This window comes from Anaeromusa sp. (assembly GCF_028691475.1).
GTDB lineage: Bacteria > Bacillota > Negativicutes > Anaeromusales > Anaeromusaceae > Anaeromusa.
Map to the genome: position 1 here is coordinate 1 of NZ_JAQUZF010000037.1, position 22,349 is coordinate 22,349.

General features: G+C 48.3%; 22 protein-coding genes and 1 tRNA gene. 12 read left to right on the top strand and 11 right to left on the bottom strand.

The features are described 5' to 3' along the window. The 3 genes from PHF27_RS06885 to PHF27_RS06895 all read right to left on the bottom strand — a co-directional run. Positions 1 to 242, bottom strand: a 242-nt coding sequence (locus PHF27_RS06885) for a carbamoyl-phosphate synthase domain-containing protein (RefSeq protein WP_300067602.1), incomplete at its 3' end; no start/stop codon positions are given. Next, complete coding sequence (locus PHF27_RS06890) at positions 239 to 1,531, bottom strand: dihydroorotase (protein WP_300067655.1); 1,293 nt, start codon at positions 1,529 to 1,531, stop codon at positions 239 to 241. The genes PHF27_RS06885 and PHF27_RS06890, both read right to left, overlap by 4 nt. Then, on the bottom strand, positions 1,515 to 2,468 hold the full coding sequence (locus PHF27_RS06895) for an aspartate carbamoyltransferase catalytic subunit (protein WP_300067604.1): 954 nt from the start codon (positions 2,466 to 2,468) through the stop codon (positions 1,515 to 1,517). The genes PHF27_RS06890 and PHF27_RS06895 overlap by 17 nt, the downstream gene beginning before the upstream one ends. 636 nt (positions 2,469 to 3,104) lie before the next feature. On the opposite strand from PHF27_RS06895, the gene PHF27_RS06900 reads away from it, so the two are divergent. The 5 genes from PHF27_RS06900 (at position 3,105) to PHF27_RS06920 (ending at position 6,866) form a co-directional block, all read left to right on the top strand. Beyond that, positions 3,105 to 3,509 carry a CAP domain-containing protein gene (locus tag PHF27_RS06900; RefSeq protein WP_300067606.1) on the top strand — a complete coding sequence of 135 codons (405 nt, stop codon included), beginning with the start codon at positions 3,105 to 3,107 and terminating at the stop codon, positions 3,507 to 3,509. Between the two features lie 67 nt (positions 3,510 to 3,576). Further along, a complete protein-coding gene (gene rsmD / locus PHF27_RS06905) occupies positions 3,577 to 4,149 on the top strand; it encodes a 16S rRNA (guanine(966)-N(2))-methyltransferase RsmD (protein ID WP_300067607.1) in 573 nt (190 codons plus the stop codon). Further along, complete coding sequence (coaD, locus tag PHF27_RS06910; protein WP_300067609.1) at positions 4,146 to 4,646, top strand: pantetheine-phosphate adenylyltransferase; 501 nt, start codon at positions 4,146 to 4,148, stop codon at positions 4,644 to 4,646. Before rsmD ends, coaD begins: the two co-directional genes overlap by 4 nt. A gap of 15 nt (positions 4,647 to 4,661) precedes the next feature. Then, positions 4,662 to 5,156 carry an ATPase gene (locus PHF27_RS06915; protein ID WP_300067612.1) on the top strand — a complete coding sequence of 165 codons (495 nt, stop codon included), beginning with the start codon at positions 4,662 to 4,664 and terminating at the stop codon, positions 5,154 to 5,156. 102 nt (positions 5,157 to 5,258) lie between these two features. Continuing rightward, on the top strand, positions 5,259 to 6,866 hold the full coding sequence (locus PHF27_RS06920; protein WP_300067615.1) for a DUF4127 family protein: 1,608 nt from the start codon (positions 5,259 to 5,261) through the stop codon (positions 6,864 to 6,866). A gap of 138 nt (positions 6,867 to 7,004) precedes the next feature. Here the strand turns inward: PHF27_RS06920 and PHF27_RS06925 are convergent, their stop codons facing one another. Continuing rightward, positions 7,005 to 7,688: an NlpC/P60 family protein gene (locus PHF27_RS06925; RefSeq protein ID WP_300067618.1), complete on the bottom strand. Its 684-nt coding sequence runs from the start codon at positions 7,686 to 7,688 to the stop codon at positions 7,005 to 7,007. A 640-nt stretch (positions 7,689 to 8,328) separates the two neighbouring features. Beyond that, a tRNA-Pro gene (locus PHF27_RS06930) sits at positions 8,329 to 8,405 on the bottom strand. Positions 8,406 to 8,544: 139 nt separating this feature from the next. Between PHF27_RS06930 and PHF27_RS06935 the strand changes: the two genes are divergently transcribed. The 3 genes from PHF27_RS06935 to pgl are packed head-to-tail and all read left to right on the top strand — an operon-like array spanning position 8,545 to position 11,319. Continuing rightward, positions 8,545 to 8,958 (top strand): hypothetical protein, encoded by a 414-nt coding sequence (locus PHF27_RS06935; RefSeq protein WP_300067620.1) that lies wholly within the window; start codon positions 8,545 to 8,547, stop codon positions 8,956 to 8,958. A gap of 16 nt (positions 8,959 to 8,974) precedes the next feature. Further along, positions 8,975 to 10,534 carry a glucose-6-phosphate dehydrogenase gene (zwf, locus tag PHF27_RS06940; RefSeq protein ID WP_300067622.1) on the top strand — a complete coding sequence of 520 codons (1,560 nt, stop codon included), beginning with the start codon at positions 8,975 to 8,977 and terminating at the stop codon, positions 10,532 to 10,534. Further along, positions 10,531 to 11,319 (top strand): 6-phosphogluconolactonase, encoded by a 789-nt coding sequence (gene pgl, locus PHF27_RS06945; RefSeq protein WP_300067624.1) that lies wholly within the window; start codon positions 10,531 to 10,533, stop codon positions 11,317 to 11,319. Before zwf ends, pgl begins: the two co-directional genes overlap by 4 nt. Before the next feature lie 370 nt (positions 11,320 to 11,689). Here pgl and fusA read toward each other — a convergent pair whose 3' ends face one another. From fusA to PHF27_RS06970, 5 genes are all read right to left on the bottom strand, one after another. Continuing rightward, positions 11,690 to 13,762 (bottom strand): elongation factor G, encoded by a 2,073-nt coding sequence (fusA, locus tag PHF27_RS06950; RefSeq protein ID WP_300067626.1) that lies wholly within the window; start codon positions 13,760 to 13,762, stop codon positions 11,690 to 11,692. 232 nt (positions 13,763 to 13,994) lie between these two features. Next, positions 13,995 to 14,501 carry a cob(I)yrinic acid a,c-diamide adenosyltransferase gene (locus PHF27_RS06955; RefSeq protein WP_300067629.1) on the bottom strand — a complete coding sequence of 169 codons (507 nt, stop codon included), beginning with the start codon at positions 14,499 to 14,501 and terminating at the stop codon, positions 13,995 to 13,997. 4 nt (positions 14,502 to 14,505) lie between these two features. Then, a complete protein-coding gene (gene ndk / locus PHF27_RS06960) occupies positions 14,506 to 14,925 on the bottom strand; it encodes a nucleoside-diphosphate kinase (RefSeq protein WP_300067632.1) in 420 nt (139 codons plus the stop codon). Positions 14,926 to 14,932: 7 nt separating this feature from the next. After that, entirely contained in the window at positions 14,933 to 15,460 is a 528-nt protein-coding gene (locus PHF27_RS06965; protein WP_300067635.1) for a gamma carbonic anhydrase family protein, read from the bottom strand. Then, positions 15,457 to 16,536 carry a M42 family metallopeptidase gene (locus PHF27_RS06970; protein ID WP_300067638.1) on the bottom strand — a complete coding sequence of 360 codons (1,080 nt, stop codon included), beginning with the start codon at positions 16,534 to 16,536 and terminating at the stop codon, positions 15,457 to 15,459. The genes PHF27_RS06965 and PHF27_RS06970 overlap by 4 nt, the downstream gene beginning before the upstream one ends. Before the next feature lie 170 nt (positions 16,537 to 16,706). On the opposite strand from PHF27_RS06970, the gene PHF27_RS06975 reads away from it, so the two are divergent. From PHF27_RS06975 to PHF27_RS06990, 4 genes are all read left to right on the top strand, one after another. After that, positions 16,707 to 17,180, top strand: coding sequence for a hypothetical protein (locus tag PHF27_RS06975; RefSeq protein WP_300067641.1), 474 nt, complete (start codon positions 16,707 to 16,709; stop codon positions 17,178 to 17,180). Positions 17,181 to 17,292: 112 nt separating this feature from the next. Next, positions 17,293 to 17,580, top strand: coding sequence for a metalloregulator ArsR/SmtB family transcription factor (locus tag PHF27_RS06980; protein ID WP_300067644.1), 288 nt, complete (start codon positions 17,293 to 17,295; stop codon positions 17,578 to 17,580). Between the two features lie 55 nt (positions 17,581 to 17,635). Further along, complete coding sequence (locus tag PHF27_RS06985) at positions 17,636 to 20,086, top strand: DsrE/DsrF/DrsH-like family protein (protein WP_300067647.1); 2,451 nt, start codon at positions 17,636 to 17,638, stop codon at positions 20,084 to 20,086. 38 nt (positions 20,087 to 20,124) lie between these two features. Then, positions 20,125 to 20,373, top strand: a complete 249-nt coding sequence (locus PHF27_RS06990) for a TIGR03905 family TSCPD domain-containing protein (RefSeq protein WP_300067650.1) — start codon at positions 20,125 to 20,127, stop codon at positions 20,371 to 20,373. A 100-nt stretch (positions 20,374 to 20,473) separates the two neighbouring features. Here PHF27_RS06990 and PHF27_RS06995 read toward each other — a convergent pair whose 3' ends face one another. Further along, positions 20,474 to 21,661: a pyridoxal phosphate-dependent aminotransferase gene (locus PHF27_RS06995; protein ID WP_300067652.1), complete on the bottom strand. Its 1,188-nt coding sequence runs from the start codon at positions 21,659 to 21,661 to the stop codon at positions 20,474 to 20,476. Between the last annotated feature and the right edge of the window lie 688 nt (positions 21,662 to 22,349).

Here is a 22,349-nt window from a genome sequence, read left to right on the forward strand (position 1 = left end):
TCGCCGATGATAAACCCTTTAACAAACGGCTGCCGCGACTGAGCAAAGGCTTCAGCTACGCCGTAATTGCCAATCAAAGGATAGGTCATCGTGACAATTTGACCGCAATAAGACGGATCCGTCAAAACCTCCTGATAGCCCGTCATGCCGGTATTAAAAACGACTTCCCCTACCGTTGCGCCTGCTGCCAGCAGTTCGCCATGAAATACAGTTCCGTCGCTTAAAATGAGTTTTCCTTTCATACAAGCACCTCTCCGTCTTGATACACCAAATTTCCGCCTACCATAGTGGCCGTCACGCGACCTTTTAAGGACTTTCCTTCAAACGGAGTATGTTTACCCCGGCTGTAGAACCGGCGGCTGTCAACCGTCCATTCGGCCTCCGGATCAAAAACAACGATGTCCGCATCACTGCCTACGCGCAGCGTACCGCAATCAAGGCCCAGCACCTGCGCCGGACGCGAGGTCATGGCTGCGACAATCTCAGGAAGCTTCATGTTTCCTTCGTGATACAGCGTGGTTAACACAACACCCAGCGCCGTCTCAAAACCGGTAAAACCACTGGGAGCATATTTAAATTCTCGGTCTTTTTCTTCAAAGGCATGGGGCGAATGGTCCGTCGCAATGGCGTCAATAACGCCTTCTTGCAGCGCCTGCCGCAACACAACTACATGATCCATAGAGCGCAGCGGCGGGTTAACCTTGGTAGCTGAGTCAAAGCCCATGACCGCTTCGTCAGTCAGCGCCAAATGATGCGGCGTCACTTCCGCCGTCACCTTGACGCCTTTGGCTTTCGCTTGGCGAATAATCTCTACCGCGCCTTTCGTGCTGACATGAGAAATATGCACATGGCCGCCGGTATATTCCGCCAGCAGCACATCCCTAGCTACCGCAATATCTTCCGCCACCGAGGGACGCCCATGCATGCCCAGCATGGTGGAAACCGCACCTTCGTGCATATAGCCGTCTTCCACCAAGGCCTGCTCTTCTGCATGGCTCATAATCGGCTTTTGGTATATAGCCGTATAGTCAAGAGCATTCTGCATAACCTTGGCATTATGGACAAAATGTCCGTCATCAGACAAGGCTACGGCGCCATTGAGCAGCATATCGCCGATTTCCGCCAGCTCTTTTCCGTCCTGCCCTTTGCTGACAGCGCCGACAATCAGCATATTGACAATCGCCACTTGGCGAGCCCGCTCTTTCAGGCCGTTCACAGCAATACTGCTATCAACAGGCGGGCGGGTATTCGGCATGCAAGCCACACTGGTAAAGCCGCCAGCTGCTGCAGCGCGGCTGCCGGTTTCAAAGTCTTCTTTTGCTTCCTGCCCCGGTTCGCGTAAGTGGGCGTGAAGATCGACAAAACCAGGCGCTACCGTTTTCCCTTCGGCATCTATAATTTGCGCACCTGCTGGCGCTGCCAAGTTTTCACCAATAGCCGCAATGCGGCTGTCTTCCACAATAATATCCATAACCCCGTCCAAACCTTGGCTGGGGCAAATAACATGTCCGTTTTTAATGATTGTCTTCAACATGCTTCCCTCCCGTCAGTACCAAAAAGAGCAGAGCCATCCGCACAGCCAAACCATTCTTCACCTGTTCCTGAATAGCAGACTGCGTATCGTACGCCACTTCCGGCGAAATCTCCAAGCCTCGGTTCATCGGCCCCGGATGCAAGAGCACAGCGTCTTCCTTAGCCAAAGACAAGCGAGCCCGATTGATGCCGAAAATGCGAGCATATTCTCGCGGCGAAGGGAACAAACCTTTTTTCTGCCGCTCTAGCTGTATACGCAGCACATTGACAACATCGGCTTCATCCAATGCATCTTCAATGCGCTCATGCACCACAGCTCCCATCTCTTCGATCCCAGGAGGAATTAAGGTTTTAGGCCCGGCCACATGGACGGTTGCCCCCATCTTTGTCAAGCCCCAAATATCGGAGCGCGCCACACGGCTATGCAGAATGTCGCCAATAATGGCTACTTTCAAACCTTCCAGACTTCCCTTGCGCTCCTCAATGGTAAACATGTCCAGCAAGCCTTGACTGGGATGCTCATGCGCTCCATCGCCGGCATTAATAATCACCGGTTTGGCAATTTTCGATGCGTATACCGCCGCACCTTCCGCAGCATGACGCATAACAATGACGTCTACGCCCATAGCCTCCACGGTCAGCAACGTATCCCGCAAGCTTTCTCCTTTAACAACACTGCTGGAGCTGGTAGTAATGTTCACAACGTCGGCGCCTAAATATTTTCCCGCCAATTCAAAGGAAGTACGCGTACGTGTGCTGGGCTCAAAAAAAAGGTTAACTACCGATTTTCCTCGCAATGTCGGCACCTTCTTAATATCGCGCCCTACAATCGCCTTCATTTCCTTCGCCGTATCCAAAACCCGACGAATCTCCTCTGTCGAGAAGGTACGCAAGCCAAGGATGTCTTTCCCTCGGAGTGAAACCTGACCTTTCATAAGCAGCATTCTCCTTCCCCATTCTGTCAACCGGGAAAACAAAAGCTCCTTGCCGATAACGGCAAGGAGCTTAACACGCGCAGAAAGAGCCAGAAACGGTTAACCGTTCCTCTAGTCCTTCCGTTAGTTCTCCTTGCCGACCTCGCTGGATCTTCTTAAAGGATGACGGAATGGATACACATTTACATTGAAGATAGTGTAACAAATCTTCCTCACCCTTGTCAAGGCGCTGCGCCGGAGCATGCCGCTGCAGCATCTTCTGTTTTTTTATACGTATTGTACACAAAAAGCATTGTTGTTTAAATAATAGCATATTTATTCACGAATTGCCACTTTTTATGCATAAAATTTCATTGTCATTCTTACAGGATTCTCAAAAAAAATGCGGAATATCATTAAGAGCATTATTATACAGCAAATTTTTAAATATCATCGGTTCTTTGCATACTTCCGTGTCCAATACATAGGTTTTTATCTCTTTTTGACACGAAAGGAGTTGCTACCATGCGTCTTCTTCCAGTATTGCTTCTAACTCTCTTACTTGTCTGCAATACTTCCTCTTTTGCATCTCAAGCGCCCTGTAACTCTGGAGTTTCTCTGGAAGTACCAACAAACCAGGAACAAGAGCTGGCCGCCTTGGTCAATCAGGAGCGAACCAAAGCCGGCCGACAACCGTTGCGCTTAGATGCGCGACTTTCCTGCTTGGCCCGTCAATATGCGCAAGACATGGCCGCACGAAAATTTTTTTCGCATTATGACCCGGAAGGAAATTCTCCTTTTGACCGCCTTCACAAAAGAAACATCACCTATCGCGCAGCGGCGGAAAATTTATTTAAAGGCTGGCGCGATCCAGAAGAAGAATCGATGAAAATAGCTCATTCATTCTTAATGCAAAGTCCAGGACACCGTCGTAATATCTTAGACTCCGATTTTACCGTTATCGGCGTAGGGGTAGTGCGCACCCCTGAAGAATGGACCTATGTTGTAGAGCTTTTCTTACTTCCTTCTCTGGCCGATGCACGTAAAGGTGTGATACAATAAGCAGTGGCCTGTATTCCACATAACACGGCCTATCTTTTTATCATTATGGACATGAGGTTTTTCATTCATGCGTATCATTACAGGTTCAGCCAAAGGCAAGCGGCTTAAAGCGCCGTCAGGCTTGAAAACTCGCCCTACAACTGATCGGGTTAAGGAGTCCTTGTTTTCTATTATCCAGGAATTTCTTTCCGGCGCACGCATTCTGGACTTATTTGCCGGAACCGGCAATTTGGGACTGGAAGCGCTTAGTCGCGGCGCCACTCATGCTATTTTCGTAGATCAAGCGCAAGAATGCAGTCGTTTGATTCGCGAAAATGCTGTTTCTACCAATTTATTAAATCGCTGCGAGGTCTGGCGCACACAAGCTTTAGAAGCTTTAGGGCGCTGCAAAAGAGAGCAGCTCGTTTTCGATATTGTTTTTTGCGATCCTCCCTATAACCAAGGACATCCGCTACAAATTCTTCATTTTATTGATGAAAACCCAGCGTTATTACCAAACGGAATTTTAATCCTCGAGCACTCAAGACATGAAGCGCTCCCTGAAGATTTGAACCATTTGGAATTGCGCCGTCAAGAACAATATGGAGAAACTATGCTTAGCTTTTATAAAATGCCAGCACACAAGGAGGACCTTTCGTGAAGATTGCAGTTTGTCCGGGCAGTTTCGATCCAGTTACTAACGGACATGTGGATATTTTCGAACGCGCCAGCAGTATGTACGACCGCTTGATTATCGCTGTATTTCGCAATCCTGGGAAAAATCCTTTATTCAACATGGACGAACGGGTTCGTCTCTTAAAACAAGCTACTCAACATATCCCCAACGTCGAAGTCGATTCTTTCTCCGGCTTGCTCACCGATTTTGTTCTGCAAAAAGATAGTCGCATCATTGTGCGCGGGTTGCGCGCTCTTAGTGATTTCGAATATGAGTTTCAACGCGCACTTCTCATCAAGTGTGTTCGTCCTGAAATTGAAACTGTTTTTATGATGACATCTAGTGAATATTCCTTTGTCAGCTCTAGCGGCATTAAGGAATTAGCTCAATTTGGCGGAGATATTTCCAAACTAGTCCCCCCTATGTTGTACGACGAAATCACCCAACGCTGCCGGGAGCTGGCTGCCCGGAAAACATTGTAAGGAGGCATCTTTAATATGACGATTGAAGAAATCTTTGATGAGCTGGAAACATTGTTAATGGAATCATCCCATGTTCCTTTTACCAACAAACGCATTGTTGAAGAAGATGAACTGGTACGTCTTTTGGATTATCTGCGGGAACTTATCCCTCAAGAAGTAATGGAAGCGCGGAAAGTATTGGCCGAGCGGACTCAAATTGTAGAAAACGCGCAGCGCGAAGCGCAGCGGGTAGTCGAACAGGCGAAAGTCTACGGCGCCAAAATGACCGACGATAACATTATTGCCAAACAAGCCCAAGAACAAGCGCAGCAAATCATGCAACAAGCGCAGGAGCAAGCCCGTGATCTGAACCGCCAGTCTCAAGAACAAGCCCGCCAACTCCAACAAGATTCCACGACGTATGCGGACGAGGTCTTCCGCCATCTCTCGGGAAATCTGGAAAAAGCCCTGGAAGTAGTTCGCCAAGGCCATGCTGAACTCCATCGCAGCCTGCGCGACAAGCAGGAATAAGTACATCTTCTTCCTATCGTCTGCATCACCCGGGAGCCATCTCCCGGGTTTTCTTTGTACAAAATTATCGATTTCCAAAAAGAACAGGAGTCATTGGCATCCATGAAAAGACATGTTTTTCGTTGGCTTCCTTTTATCGCCGCCTTGCTTGCTTTGCTCTTAGTTATGCCTGCAAAAGGAATAGCTCCGTCGCCACAACCAACAACAGTTCCCACTCCAAGCAGCACATTACCAGCGCGTATTCTGCTGCTCCCCCTCGACAGCAGGCCTCCTTGCACTGACTTTGTCGTCGAGTTGGCACAGTTGGCAGGCATGCAAGTCATCTTGCCTCCTCCTGAACTGCTTGATCATTATCGTCGTCCAGCATCGCCGGAAAAATTGGCAGCCTGGGCAGCCACCGTATTAAAAGAGGAAAAACCAGATGCGGTTATTCTTTCTACTGACATGCTGGTTCATGGCAGCCTTCTGGCCTCCCGCCAACGCATCGGCAAAAAAGAGCAAGAGCAGCAACTACTCAACTGGCTGACGCAATGGCACAAAGAGTATCCAGCAGTACCTCTATATGCCTTCAGCATCATTCCCAGACTGCTATTAGCTGACAACAGCCCTTATCAGATCTACCAATATCATCTAAAAAAATATTCCATTTGGGCCGACGAAATCGGCTGGTTTGATAATCCTGACGACGTACAGCCTCTTCTGGCTATGGAAAAAAGACTGCCCGAAGAATTAAAAACCGAATATGCGGCTCTCTACGAGCAGAATTTAGCCTTCAACCGCTCACTCATTGATTTAGCCGCTTCCGGAACGTTGCAGATGCTGATCTTAGGCCAAGATGACGGCTTTCCTTTTGGGCTTCCAAATCAAGAAAAAGAGCAATTAGCTCAATACGCAGCGCAGAAGAAAGCCCATTCCGTCGAAATTACACGCGGCACTGACGAAGTGGCGCTCTCTCTCTTGGGGAAAATCATCTCCCAGCAGCGCACGCACGCCGCCCAGGCGGAAATCCGCTACTCTCGCCCGGACGTACCAGGCATGCTCATGCCGTACATGCCCCATTCGATCGCTTCCAACGCTAAAGAAAAACTGGCTCTTAGCGGCGTCCTCCCCGCTACCGAAGGCAATGCCGATTTCATCCTCTACATTCATGCCGGACGCAAAGGCGACTCTCCTTGGCAGCAGCTAGCGCCGGCTCAAGAAATAGCTTCTTTACTGCAAGAAGGCAAAGCCGTCGCCTTGGTCGATCTCAGCGAAGATTTTTCCTCGTTAAATACAATCTATCCTTGGCTGGTGCTGCTGGATGTTCCCGTAAACCAATTAACCGCTTATGCCGGTTGGAATACTACCAGTAACTCTCTAGGAACGATTGTAACGCACGCCTTGGCCGTGTTGCAGGGGCACGCTTCTACAACGAAAAAAGCTTCTTTTTTGGGCGAACGCTTCCTGGATGACTGGTATTATCAAAAAACCATTCAAAGCCGCCTAAACCGCTGGCTGCTCGCTAAACGCCAAGATCCTTATTCCTTAAAGCAAAACTACGCCGAAGCCAATTTCCGCCTGCAACGCCATTTGCAGAGCAGCGCTGTGCATCTAGAGCGTTACGACTTTCCCGCAACAAACGCTACGCTGCCGCTGCGCAGGTATGATGCCACTGCCAAAACGCCCTGGGAGCGAACCTTTGAAGCTTCTATCGAGCTAAAAGTCCAGTAGAAGGCTTGAACAGTCAATCATAAAACCCTTTTCGCGCCTTTCGCGTATTTCGCGGTTCGTTTTATAAATTCTTGTGTAGTAAAGAAAAGAGCTATGGAAAACTTGCAAGCAAGCCTTCCATAGCTCTTTTTCGGTTTTTTACCAGACCCGCCGCGCCCCTAAATAGCGTTCTTGATAGTAAGATTTACCCAATGGCGTAATCGTCACTTCCTCCGCAGCTGAACTGGCATGGATGAAACGGCCTCCGCCAAGATAAATCCCCACATGAGACGCTCCAGGTTCATAGGTAGTGAAGAAAACCAAATCCCCAGGCAAAAGATTGTCTCCTGAAATCGCCCTGCCTACCTCAAATTGACCATCACTCATGCGCGGCAAGGAAATGCCGAACTGGCTATATATGTAATAGATAAAACCAGAACAGTCAAAGCCTCCAGGGCTGCTTCCTCCCCAAGCATAGGGAGTACCCATATACTGCTGAGCCATTTGCACAATCTGCGCGCCTCTGCGTCCAAAACCACGATTTACTTCAACCGCTGCCTGTCTCTGCTGCAGTGCGTAAAAAGTACCGGCTCCTACAACTCCGTCCGCGTCAAGGCCTCTGCTTAACTGAAATTGGACAATCGCCTGACGAGTTTCCTCGCCAAAAACACCGTCCGCTTCTCCCACTTCATACCCCAGGTCTTCTAAACGTTCTTGAATCCACTGCACCTGCTCGCCGCGATCTCCTTGACGCAAGGCGGCCGCTTCAGCATTAGGAACAAACAAAAGAGAAAATAAAAGAAAACCAAAGCATAACCATGTTTTTTTGTTACTACACTTCATCTATTTTACGTCGAACTCCTTTATGTAAAAATCTCACCTTATTCGGCTCATATTAGATTCAACGCCCGCCAAAAGATCCCTTTCTCCAAAAGTCCTTTCTCTCAGTCCTGAGTTTATAGTTTTATTGCCAATCTCATTTGTCAAGTCCCATTTTTAAACCAAATGTAATTTTCAAGAACTCCTAACTATACCGGCTCTCTTTATGCGGCTTTCTTAAAGCTTGCCGCAAATTAAAATAGCTGCTGCAAACAATAATGTAAGCAGCAGCTATCTATTACCAAAGACCCATTACGCTTCATTCTAGAGAGTCTTGATAATTATTTTATTGATAATAATTATCATTCGTGCTATGCTATAAAAAGATTGCGAGGTGTTGTATATGTGTGAAATTGGAGTTTCAACTTTGGAAAAAGCCCTGGTGAGAGCCGAAGAACTCTTTCAAAAAAAAGGCCAATGTAAAATAAAAACCAAAGTACATGCAACCAAAGAAACCGGCGAATACTATGTTTGCTATAATGTTTATTAAGATTTATGCTTGTTGGAGAAGTTAAGCGTTAGAAGAATATTAGAAGATTTACCCTGATTAAAAACAAAAATAGTCTTGCCAACTGGCAAGACTATTGACTGTATTGAATTTAAATGGTCGGGGCGACAGGATTCGAACCTGCGGCCTCTTAGTCCCGAACCAAGCGCGCTACCAAACTGCGCCACGCCCCGACATCACGTTATGTATTATATGTTACCCAAGCCTCTTTGTCAATAGTCTAGGATAAAGCACTTCAGATTATTACGCTACAGGTATTTTTCAACTAATGTCGAATTAAAATGTAGCTAGATAGTAAAGGAGGCGTTTATTTTGGAAAACGAAAAAACTAAGGCTCCCGGCTTTATCGCCAATCGCATTGATGTGAAAGCCGTCACTATTAATTGTGCCGCTATGTCTTTAAACACGCTGAAAGAAGAGGATACTTCGGGCGAGCTCGAAGATACAAATATCATGCTCTTAACTAATTTCGGCACCATTGAAGGTGAAATTGTACTTGATAATAATAATTTTTTTAGCGACTGCAATGAACTGCGCAACACCCTTTTAGCCAACGCACCGCAAAAAGAAGGCATTATTATCAATAATTCCAGCAGCATCATTTTGAAAAACGCCAAAATCATCCCTTACGCCAACCCTTCTTATAGTATTCAACTCCAGGACTTTAGTATTTTTTCCGATCAAATTGTCGGCTTTACATATGGTAAGAAAGAAATAAAAGAATAAGATAGGGGTAGTTTATATGTCTGCATCTCCTGCTATTTTTCTTTGTGAACCATTCACCAAGTCTTGTGGAGAACTGCAGCCGGAACCCTGCGGGTTAATTATTTTTGGAGCTTCCGGCGATTTGACGCGTCGGAAGCTTCTTCCCGCCTTATGGCGCCTCTACCAGCGTCGGCGCCTTCCGGCCCGCTTCTACATCCTAGGCTGCGCCCGCAGCGCCTATACGCCGGAAGAATTTCGCCTGAGCTTGCAAAAAGCGCTCCCTCTGGACTCAACTGTAAACGAGGCCGAGATCACTGCCTTCTTCAAGCATATCGATTATCTGTCTGGCGATTATAGCAGCCTTGTATTTTATGAAGAATTGAAAGAAAAGCTAAAACATCTGGATGAATATCATCAATTAAAAGGAAATCATCTTTTCTATTTGGCAACGCCCCCAAACCTAACGGAAGATATTGTTTCCGGTTTAGGCAGCTGCGGTCTTGCAGCACAACACACCTCTTCTTTGCCGCTGCGTTGGTCACGCCTAATTGTAGAAAAGCCTTTTGGCACTTCCCTGTCTACAGCGCTGGCTCTCAACCATATTCTCTATCAGCATTGGACAGAAGATCAACTTTACCGCATTGACCACTACCTAGGTAAAGAAACCGTACAAAACATTCTGGTAACCCGTTTTGCCAACCTATTTTTCGCCCCTCTATGGAATCAACAATATATCGAGCACGTTCAAATTACCGTTTCCGAAGACTTAGGCGTAGAAAAAAGGGCTGGCTATTATGAGCAAGCCGGCGCTTTAAGGGACATGTTCCAAAATCACATGCTGCAGCTTTTAGCCATGGTCGCCATGGAACCGCCAGCTATCTTCAACGCGGATCGCTATCGAGACGAAAAAGTTAAGGTCTTGCGCGCCATCCGTTCTTTGACCGAAGAAGACATTGCCTCCTCGGTCATTCGCGGTCAATATGCAGCTTCCGCGAAAGCTCCCGGTTATAAAGAGGAAGCCGGCGTCGCTGCAAGCTCTTCAACCGAAACATTTGTCGCTCTCAAACTGTATGTTGATAATTGGCGTTGGGCTGGCGTCCCGTTTTATTTACGCTCGGGAAAGCGCCTAGCCGCTCGCTGCACGGAAATAGCCATTACCTTTAAAGAAGTCCCTCACAGCATTTTTTCTCCTCTTACGCCTCAAGATTTAACGCAAAACACCTTGGTTTTCACCATACAACCGGAAGAAGGCATTCATGTAAACCTCCAGGCCAAACGGCCTGGTCCCAAGCTTTGCATGAGCCAGTTAAAGCTGCATGTCCGTTATCAAGAACTCGATCATCAGCAAGACAGCATGGACGCTTACGAGCGTCTTTTACTCGACGCCATCTGTGGTGATCAAACCTTATTCGTACGTAATGATGATATTGAAGCAGCTTGGTCTGTTTTTCAGCCGGTTCTTGATTACTGGCAAGAGCAGCCGCAGCGCTCCCCTCTGCATGAGTATGCCTGCGGAAGCCAAGGTCCTGCGGCGGCATCCTCCTTGTTTTCTGCCGGCCATGCCGGCTGGCGGAACATTCCAGGAGGAGCTTTATGAAGTGGCACTGCCTTCCAGAGGCATCGCTATTATTTCAAGAAGCGGTCCTGCAATTAGAAACAACAATCCGTTGCTTATTGCAAAAAGAAAACCGCCCGCTTACACTCTTCTTATCCGGCGGTTCCACGCCGTTGTCTCTTTATCAGCAATGGCTGGCATCCTCGCAGCTTTCGCCGAAAGAATGGGAACAAATTCATTTTTTCTGGGGCGACGAGAGAATGGTACCGTCCCAAGATTCACGCAGCAACGCAGGTTCAGCCACGCGAGTTTTCCTTGATCCCCTAGGAATTCCACCGCAGAACATTCATTACTACCCCGCCACAGGCTCCGCCGCCAGCCGCGCCAAGCGGCATGAAGCATATCTTCGTTGCTTTTTAAACCGCCTGGATAGCAAGGGGCCTGATATTTTACTTCTCGGCATGGGCACCGACGGTCACACTGCGTCTTTATTTCCCTACAGCCGCTCTCTACGCACGCAACGCTGGTGTGTTGATGCGCCATCACCCATCGACGCCACAAGACGCTTAACCTTGACCTTGCCTTTTTTAAACCGCAGCAGTCACATTTTCCTCTTGGTCACAGGTTCCGCTAAACATCAGCTGTTGCGAAACTGGCCCCACCGCCCTCTGCCGCCTGCAGCCGTACCGGCATACGCTCTGCGGCAGCAGAATTTGCATATTTTTTGCGATTTGCCACCTCATGCTTGGGGTACGGGGATTGAACAAGAGTCGCGGCGAGAACCAGAAGGTTCGAATGAGGATTACGTCGGCAATGCTTGTATTTGAGACTTTTATTGGAGCAAGACGGTCCGCAGGACGAAAAACTGACGAAGGCAGATCACAATTTCGCCTGTTTGAGCGCAGCGAGTTAAGAAACTGCCGACTTAGCCAGCTTTTTCGAGGCGCGCGCAAATCTTGTCTCAAATACAAGATGCCGTCCATTTTATTCAGAAATTCCTAACTCTTGATGCAGCTAGTAGTTTCCTCAACTATAAAAACTTATACTTACTGATATAGCAAAGAAAAGCAGCACACCCGGAGCGTATCAAGACGCTCCGGGTGTGCTTGTTTTTGCCTTTCATTTTCTTTCTTAAACCTCAGTCGTACACTCCTTTACTCCCTATACTCTTGTTCAAAACCCGTCGCTTCTGTGTGTTTAGGTGACTGGTTCTTCTTTTTTCGTAGAAGCAATCAACGTTTCCGCCAGCTTATTCGGAACCTCTTCATAATGCGAGAACTCCATATCAAAGGAGCCGCGTCCCTGGGTCATGGAACGCAAATCAATAGCATAACGGAAGAGCTCCGCCTGGGGCGCCTGCGCCTTAACCAGGCTTTTTCCCTGCCCTATCGGCTCCATGCCTAATACACGTCCGCGCTTGCTATTCAAATCCCCGATCACATCGCCCATGCAGTTCTCCGGCACTTTCACTTCTACATTGCAAATTGGCTCCAGCAAAACCGGTTTAGCCTGCAATACGCCTTTTTTCAAAGCCATGCCGCTAGCTACCTTAAAAGCCATTTCCGAAGAATCCACTGTGTGATACGAGCCATCGTACAAAGTTACTTTTACATCCACAAGAGGAAAGCCAGCTAATACGCCGCCCATCATGGCGTCGCGCACGCCTTTTTCTACTGCGGGAACATACTGTCGGGGCACCGAGCCGCCAAAAATCGAATCAACGAATTCAAAATTCCGTCCCGGCGGCAAGGGATCTAATTGCAGCCACACATGACCATACTGCCCATGACCGCCGCTTTGTTTTTTATGTTTTCCTTCCACTTTTACGGTGCTGCGAATAGTCTCCCGATAAGGAACTTTCGGCGTTTTTACCACAACCTCTACGCCAAATTTCCGTTTCATCCGCTCGGCCATAATATCTAAATGCAATTCGCCAATACCGCTAAGAAGCAATTGACCGCCTTCGCCGGTTTTAGAGGTGCGCAAGGTAGGATCCTCGTCGCGCATCCTGGCTAACGCCCCTCCCAGCTTATCTTCATCTCCTTTGTTCTTAGCCGCAATCGCTACCGTATACATAGCCTTGGGATATTCGATAGGCTCGAATAAAATAGGCTGTTCTTTACTGCACAGACTATCCCCTGTAGCCGTTTCCTGCATCTTGGCCACCACTACGATATCGCCGGCATACGCCGTGGTCAGTTGCTCTTGCTGTTTGCCGCGCATGGTGAAAATATTGCCAATGCGTTCACTTTTTTCCTTGCTTGCATTATACAGAGTGCTGTCCGGCTTCAAAGAACCCGAAAAAACGCGCAGAAAACTTAAACGACCCACAAAAGGATCGGCCGTCGTTTTAAAAACTAAAGCTGAAAACGGATCGTTCGCCACACGTTCCACCGGCTCCTCGTTGCGCGGATCGGTTCCCAAAACGCTGCGCTGCGCTCCGGCAGGAACATACGTGGTGATACCGTCTAAAAGCTGCTGTACCCCCATGTTGCGCTGCGCGGAACCGCAAAAAATTGGAAACAACTCCGCTTTGGCGATGCCACGTTGCAACGCTCCATACAATTCTTCAGACGTCAACTCGGTACCTTCCAGGTATTTATTCAGTAAGGCGTCATCGGTCTCGGCAATCGTTTCCAGCGCCCCTTGCCGTACATCTTCAAGAACGCTTGCCAATGCGACAGGAACTGGCCCTTCTGTCAATTTGCCTTCTACAAGCAAATAAGCCTTGCCGCTCAACACATCGATGATGCCGGAAAATTCATCTTCAGCGCCTATAGGCCAAAATAAAGGTATAGCCCGTTGGCTAAGTTTTTCTTTAATCTCCGCAACCGCTCCTGCAAAATCTGCATTCTCGCGGTCCATTTTATTAACAAATAGCAATCTCGGCAACCCTTCGCTGCCAGCAAAACGCCAGACTTTTTCCGTGTCCACTTCCACGCCGGATGCCGCACAGAGAACTACTACCGCTGCATCCACCGCACGAAGAGCGCCTTTCACATCGGCAACAAAATCTGCATAACCAGGAGTGTCCAAAAAGGTAATTTTCCCGCCCTGCCACTCACAAGGCGCCAAGGCAGTGCTGATCGTAACTTTGCGCTTGATTTCCTCAGGTTCATAATCGGTGGTGGAATTCCCCTCATCTACGCGGCCCAGGCGAGTTACTGCACCAGCGGTGAATAGGATTGCTTCCGCCAGAGACGTCTTGCCTGCGCCGCCATGTGAGATGAGGCTAACACTCCTGAGCTTGTCGCTTTGATACTCTTTCACACAAATACCCCCTTGTTTTTTTGCGTTATCGTAAAAACAGTACTAAACAAAGGATTTCATGGTACGAGCAATTACCTTATGTTCCAACCATCCTACTCATAGAAGATATTTTTTAAATTCTCTGTTAAATGCAAATTTTCCTGCTGCTCTTTTCCGATTTTATGGAAAATAAAAACCCTGCTTGCAGAATTATTTTCTGCAGGCAGGGTCTTGCGTCCTTAACTAACTAAAGCTATTTTCCGGCTACTTCCGCTTCAAAGCGAGCCATCACAAAGCATAAATCAGAAATCCGGTTCAATACAATACCAATCGTTTCCGATGCAGCTTCGCTGCGCCGCAAACGCACAAACTGGCGCTCCGCCCGCCGCGTAACGGTCCGCGCCAAATCCAGCGCGGCGGCGGCTACCGTGTCGCCAGGAATAATAAAAGAACTCAACGGCGGCAGCTGCGCTTGAAAACGATCAATAGCCGCCTCCAGCTTACTGACTTCCTCCGGTTTCACATAGACAGCGCCATCGACGCTGGCCATTTCGGCCATCACTAGCATGAGCAGCTTCTGCACCGCCAGGGTAGTTTCCTTCACTTCCTCCGCTACCGCCTGCGCCCGCGCCAAACCCAAAGCCGAGCTGATTTCGTCAACCGAGCCATAGGCCTCTACGCGCAAACAATCCTTATCCACCCGTTCGCCGCTCAAAAGCGCCGTCGTACCTTTGTCCCCAGTTTTCGTATATACGCTCATCGTACTATACCTCCTGTTTTTTATATTCTGGAAAAAAGCGCGCAATCTCTACACTAGCGCTGTTCGGACTATCTGAAGCATGCACCGCGTTTTCTGTCACATTTAACGCATAATCGCCGCGAATCGTCCCAGCTCCCGCTTGCAACGGATCGGTAGCGCCCACAAGGCGTCGCACTTGTTCTACGGCCCGCGGCCCCGCCAAAACAATAGCCACTACCGGCCCTGACAGAATGTATGCGGCAAGCTCTGGAAAAAACGCTTTTTCCACATGTTCCTGATAATGCTCCCGCACTAAAGCTTCGTCAAAGTTCAGCATGCGTAGAGCCGCTACTTGCAAACCCTTTTGCTCAAAGCGGCTCAAAATAGCGCCGCAGAGCCCGCGCCGCACCGCATCGGGTTTTAAAAGCACTAGTGTCTTTTCCATGCGCGCTTCACTCCTTGCTATTCATATATTTTGCCGCCAACTCTACATACGATTGAGCCGACCCCTGCAAAGCGGCAATATCTTCCTCTGTCAGAGAGCGAACCACCTTAGCCGGTGAGCCCATTACCAAGGAACCTGGAGGAATCACTTTTCGCTCCGGCACCAAGGAACCGGCAGCAACAATACAATTATCGCCAATCTCACAATAGCTCAACAAAATAGCGCCCATACCGATAAGACAATTATTCCCCACCTTGCAGCCATGCACAATCGCATTATGACCTACGGTAACATCCCGGCCAATAATGGCCGGATAATCATGCATGACATGCACGGTACTGTTATCTTGAATATTGGTATTGGCTCCAATAAAAATAGGGTGCACATCGCCTCGCAGCACGGCATTGTGCCAAATATTCACATTGTCTTCCAAGGTTACATCGCCAATTACCCGCGCGCCATTCGCCACAAACACATTCTGGCCCAATTGAGGCGTCTTGCCTGCAAAGGCTTCCAGCGTATCGTTTTTACTCATCGTTCTAACAGCTCCTCATATTGTTTCTGATCCAGCTTGCGCAGTGCGGCGCAAAGCAATTGCACCGCCGACTCATAGTCTTTGCGATGAATAATGCCATGGTGACTATGAATGTACCGCGTCGGTACACTCAACACCAAACTAGGCACGCCGTCCCCATAGAGATGTACCTTGCCGGCATCAGTACCACCGCCTTCAGAAAAGCCCAGCTGAAAGGGAATCTTCTCCTTTTCCGCCATCTCAATTACCCAGTTGCGCAATGGAGTGTGCGGGATCATGGAGGCGTCATAAAAAGTAACCGCCACGCCCTGCCCCAATTTAGTCGATGCTTGTTCCGGCGTTACCCCCGGCGTGTCTCCGGCTACGCAGGTATCAATGATAAACGCGAGATCCGGTTTAATAGCCGCAGCGCTCGTCTGGGCGCCACGCAAGCCCACTTCTTCCTGAACCGTACCAGCGCCATAAACTTCATTGGGATGCTTCTCTTTGCTCAGCTGCAAAAGCACTTCCGCCATAATAGCGCAGCCCACCCGATTATCCCAAGCCTTGCCTATTAAAAAATCCGGGTTAGCCATAATGGCAAATTCACCCTGCGGCACGACCGGATCTCCCGGACGAATGCCAAAGATTTCCTTGGCTTCTTTTTCATCAGCAGCGCCTACATCAATATACATATCCTTGCGATCTACAAGCTTTTTTCGTTCTTCCGGGCTTAAAATATGCGGCGGTTTACTGCCCACCACGCCGGGAATGCGAGCGCCTTTAGAGGACAGCACCATAACCCGCTGTCCCAGCATGACATGATCCCACCAACCTCCCAGATTGGTAAATTTCAAAAAGCCTTCTTTCGTAATATGCTTTACCAAAAAGCCAATTTCATCCATATGCGCCGCCAGCATAATCTTGGGACCGCCTTGACCTCCATGGGCTCGAAAAAGAACGCTCCCTGTTTTATCATAGGAAATCTCGCTGCATCCAGCCAATTTTTCCTTCAACAGTTCCTTTACTTCACCTTCAAAACCGGATACGCCATCCGCCTCCGACAACTGTTTCAACCACTGTACTTGCTCATCCATAACTGCTCCTCCTTACAATTGCTCTGCGTATACATAGTATTTGAACATAGTCTCGCAAAAATCCTGCCATCCCGCAGCTTCCGGCAGGAAAATTCCTTTGCGTAACCGAAATGGATAGTGTTCAAATTATTATGAAGCCCACTTTGGCCAATAATAGGAGATGTTCAGGTTTGAATAGATATCGCTTCCAAGTCATTTGCTGCCTTTTTCTCTATATTGCGGCGCTTGGTTTTGCCTATGCTTACTGCAGCTATGATATCCAACGTTATCAAAGCGCCTTAATGGCTCCAGCGCAGCCGCCGCCAACGCCGCAGGAAGAAGAATACTGGCAAGCAGAGCAACTACGTCTGCAAGCGCAAGTTATCAGACTGCGCGGCGAATACGAACGAGTGAAAGGCACCGTAGACGTCAATCGCGATTTTATTGAATGGTCCTTAAAAAAAGCGGAACAACGGGAGCTGGAACACTTCTTTTCTCCCAATCCCAAGCACACTCCACCGTTGCGAGAGCTGCAGCAGCGGATCGCCGACGCCCAGCGACAACGATTGGAGGTATTGACGAAAACCGCACTCTGGGGCGGTTTGGCACTCATCCTCGCCTTGGCATGTATGTTTGAGCACTACCGCAAGAATCGGCTTCCCTAAAGATCCCCCCTTTGCTAATGCATTGGGGGGATTTTCTCTTGACAGATACCTTTACAAGAGTTATCCTTATATCGTAATAATCGGATATAGCGATACGAAAGGAAAAGCGGCTATGGATACAAATACAAAAGCCTATCTCGATTTGGCCGAGCTGTTAAAAGCCCTAGCCCACCCTTTGCGCCTATGCATAGTCCGCGGCCTGCTTCAAAAAGGCGGCTGCAATGTCTCGCATATGCAAGAATGCTTAGGAGCGCCACAATCTACGATCTCGCAGCACCTCCAAAAATTGCGCGCCGCCGGCATTATCACAGGCACTCGCAAGGGCCTGGAAGTTCAATACCAAGTCAGCGACCCTACCGTGATAGAGCTTATCCATGTTTTATTCCCCGATTCCAAATAGCATTGTACAACAAGCGCGATGCTTACTACGACAATAAATAAGGAGGCCTGTTTTTATGAGTAAAAAAGTTCTAATTGTTGGCGGCGTAGCCGGTGGCGCGTCTGCCGCCACCCGTTTGCGCCGTTTAGACGAGCATGCGGAAATTATCCTTTTCGAGCGGGATGAACATATTTCCTTCGCGAATTGCGGCCTGCCCTACTATATTGGCGAGACCATCCAGGAACGTGACAAGCTCCTGGTACAAACCCCAGCAGCCATGCAAGCTCGCTTTGCCATTGACGTTCGCGTTTATAGCGAAGTTACCGCCATTGACCCGGCCAAAAAGACAGTTACCGTCTCCAGCCGCGACAAAGGCGTCTATGAAGAAAGCTATGACGCCCTCGTTCTTTCTCCCGGCGCCAAGCCGATACGCCCTAATCTTCCCGGCATTGACAGTCCTCGCATCTTTTCTCTGCGCAACATCCCGGACACGGATCGAGTCAAGGAATTCGTCGACCATGAAGACAGCCGCCGCGCCATCGTAATCGGCGGCGGGTTCATCGGTATCGAGATGGCGGAAAATTTACGCGAACGAGGCCTGGAAGTCAGCTTGGCGGAAGCAGCCCCGCACATTCTAGCGCCCTTCGACAGCGAGATGTCCATGCTGGCTGAAAAAGAGCTACTTGAAAATGGCGTTCAACTGTATTTAAACGATGGCGTCGCCTCCTTCGAAACCACAGATACAGGCATTACCGTCTCCCTGCAAAGCGGCGCCCGCTTAGAAGCCGATTTGGTTGTCTTGGCCATTGGCGTCATCCCGGACACGGCCTTTTTAAAAAGCAGCGGCATTCAACTAGGCTCGCGCGGCCATATTGTTGTTGATGAACACCTGCGCACTAATCAGCCAGATATTTACGCCGTCGGCGACGCCATCGAAGTCATTGATTTCGTCAGCGGCCAGCCCACTGCAATCCCGCTTGCAGGTCCTGCGAACAAGCAAGGCCGCATCGCAGCGGATAATATCGCCGGTATCTCCAGCCGCTTTGCCGGCAGTCAGGGAACTTCCATCTTAAAAGTATTCAGCCTCACTGCCGCCGCTACTGGGAATAACGAGCGCACCCTGCAACGCCTAGGAAAGAGTTATCGTACCGTCTATGCCCACCCCAATTCGCATGCCTCTTACTATCCAGGCGCCCTGCCGCTGACGATGAAGCTGCTTTTCGATGACTCCGGCCGCATCTTGGGCGCCCAAGCCATAGGAATAGAAGGCGTAGATAAACGCATCGACGTTATTGCTACTGTAATACGCCTCAAAGGCACCATAACCGATCTGACCGAACTGGAGCTGGCTTACGCGCCGCCATATTCTTCCGCTAAAGACCCGGTCAATATGCTGGGTTTCATAGCTGAAAATATTCTTGCCGGCCTTACGGATGTCTTTACGCATGAACAGCTTCCTGCCTTTGATCCTAGCCAAACCATTTTACTCGATGTAAGCACTGAAGAAGAGTTTTTGATTGGCCATCTTCCCGGTTCATTGAACATTCCTGTCAACAACCTGCGTCAACGCATAGAAGAATTGGACAAGAACAAACTTATCTTAACCTATTGCCGGGTTGGCCTGCGCGGTTACATCGCCGCCCGCATTCTAGCCCAGCATGGTTTTCGCGTGAAAAATATGATTGGAGGCTATAAAACAGCTACAGTACAAGTTCCTAACAAGCCTGCCGCCCCTTGCGGCGTCGAAATTGACGAAGAAACCCAAACCGTCCGCGAAGTAAAAGCGGAGCAAAAAAAAAACTATCGCTCCCTTAATGCCTGCGGACTCTCCTGCCCCGGCCCGCTGATGAAGGTCAAAACAACCTTGGATGACATGGATGAAGAAGAAATTTTAGAAATAACGGCTTCCGACCCAGGCTTTTCTGAAGATATTCGCGCCTGGTGCCACCGCACCGGCAATCGGCTCTTAGAATTAAAGAAAGAAAAAGGTATCATCACGGCAGCCGTTCAAAAAGGCGTTGTAACCGCCCCCGCTTCTGCGCCGTCAGCAGCTGCCAAAGATAACAAAACCATCGTTGTCTTTAGCGGCGACCTGGATAAAGCCCTAGCCTCTTTCGTCATCGCTAACGGTGCGGCCGCCATGGGTAAAAAAGTGACCATGTTTTTCACCTTTTGGGGACTCAATATCTTGCGCAAGCCGGAAGACGTCCCTGTCGTTAAAGGCTTCATTGACCGCATGTTCGGCTGGATGATGCCTCGCGGCAGTACCAATTTAAAACTGTCCAACATGCATATGTTGGGCATGGGCACGCAGCTTATGCGCAAAGTAATGAAAGATAAAAACATCGCCTCTTTGGAAGACTTAATGCACGCCGCCCAAAAAGCAGGTATTGAAATCGTCGCCTGCCAAATGTCTATGGACGTTATGGGCATCCAAAAAGAAGAATTGCTTGACGGCGTGAAAATCGGCGGCGTCGGCTACTACCTCAACGAAGCCGAAGACGCTAATGTCAATCTCTTCATCTAACTTTATAACTATAAAATTGTAAATAGGAGTTGCTGCACATGGAACGCTATATTCCCCAAGGAGTTTGTCCTAAAGAAATACAATTCAACATCGAAAACGGCACTGTAAAAGACGTCAATTTCATCGGCGGCTGCCCTGGAAATTTAAAAGCCATCAGTACTTTGATTGACGGCATGCCTGTTGAGGAGGTAATTTCTAAATTCAAAGGAAATATTTGTCGCAACCAAACCTCCTGCGCTGACCAATTGGCCAAAGCGCTAGAGGAACGAATGCTTCAAAACCCCTAAACCCTTAAAATTTCAACGCACCTTGTTCTTTCTAGGAACAACGGCGCAAAAAGAAGGAGGCTTCAACCGTTTCACGGTCGAAGCCTCCTTCTTTTTGATTTTAGCGATATTCTGTTTTTACAAATTTGTCCAAAGCTACCAAGGCCCGTTCTACTTTTTCCGTATCAATGCAATAGGCCATACGGAAGAAGCCAGGACAGCCAAAGCTGTCGCCGGGAACCAAAATTAAATCGTATTTCAGCGCTTTTTTGCAGAAAGCAGATGCATCCTCCTCCAATGCTTTGGGGAAAATATAAAAGGTCCCGCCCGGACGGACGACAGTGAAGCCCAGTTCAACCAGTTTGTCATAAATTAAATTCATGTTTTTTTCATAGACAGCCATATCAGAAGTCATATCAATCACTTCGGCTACAGCCATTTGAATCAAAGACGCCGGACAATTATGCCCTGTTCCTCTGGATACTTGGCCACAAAGCAGAGACATCAATGCCGCGTCCTTGCATGTAGGATTGACCGCTACATAGCCAATGCGTTCCCCAGGCAGCGAAAGGGACTTGGAAAAAGAATAGCAGGACAAGGTATTATCATAGAATTTCGAGACGTACGGCGCTTCTTTGCCGTCAAAAACAATCTCGCGATACGGCTCGTCGGAAAGAATAAAAATCTCATGTCCGTATTCTTCCTGCTTGGCCTTCAAAATAGACGCCAATCGGCTAAGAGTCTCAGCCGAATAAGAAATCCCAGAGGGATTGTTTGGCGTATTAATCAAAATAGCCGATGTTTTCTCCGAAAGAACTTCCTCAAATTTTTCAAAATTAATCTGGAAGTCTTCGGTATTAGCCGGTACCACAAGGAGCTTAGAACCCATATGATTTATATAGGGAATATATTCCGGAAAAAAAGGAGCAACGGTAATGATCTCGTCGCCTTCGCCGCTCACGCAGCGCGCCGCATGAGCCAGCGCGCCCGCAGCGCCGCTGGTGGGAAAAATATGTTCCGCCTTATACTCCATGCCAAAACGCTTATTCAAAGACTCGGCAACCGCCTTTTTAAACTGAGGATTTCCAAGAGTAGGACTGTAGCCATGCAATTTGCTTGCCGGTTCATTTTGCAGCAGCCGGATCATCGCTTCCGTAAACTCTTTCGGCGCCGGCACCGACGGATTGCCCAGACTAAAATCAAATACATTCTCATAGCCGATCTCAGCGCCGCGCTTTCCCGCATACTCTGCAAATTCACGAATAACGGAACGCGCATTCAACATATCTTTATACATCTTAGAAATCAAAGCAGCTACCTCCTAAATTCCATTGTGCTAAACAAAGGCGCTCTTTCCCAGGGCATTACTGGCGCAATGTATTTCAGCAGAACCTCGAGAAATACACCTATGTACATTTTATGCACTATGTATATAGTTTAGCACGTCCTGCATAGCCTTCACAACGCCTTGAAGAGCCTTTTCCTGAAAATTTATAGGGGCAATGGGATAATTGAGCAGGAGTAGAGTGAGGGCACGAAAAAATATTGAACAAGAGAACCGACATCCACTGAGGGTATGCAGGAGAAGAGCAGAATAACAGCGTTAATTTTTTGTTAATAATTGTCTTTTTTTATAACAAAAGTCATCAAACAGAGTATACTATAAGTAGGAAATGATTTTATCCAAAGGAGGTGCACACCATGAAAAGATTATTTCGCATGATCTGGGAAAGCTACAAAAAGTATGCCGAACTCTTTGGCATGGTGCTCAAACATGTTGAATAGCTCTTACTGTCCCTAAAACGCCCTCTAGTGAAGGTTAACTAGAGGGCATTTTTATTTTTCATGTTTTCTAATTTCACTGCAATTCCGGTTCTATAATAAATGTTGGGGTAAGCACGCAAGAGCATGTTTACCTCAACATTTTTTTGCACAAAAAAATGAGCATAAAGTAAATAACTCACATACAATTAAAGTTGCTACACACCAATCGAAAG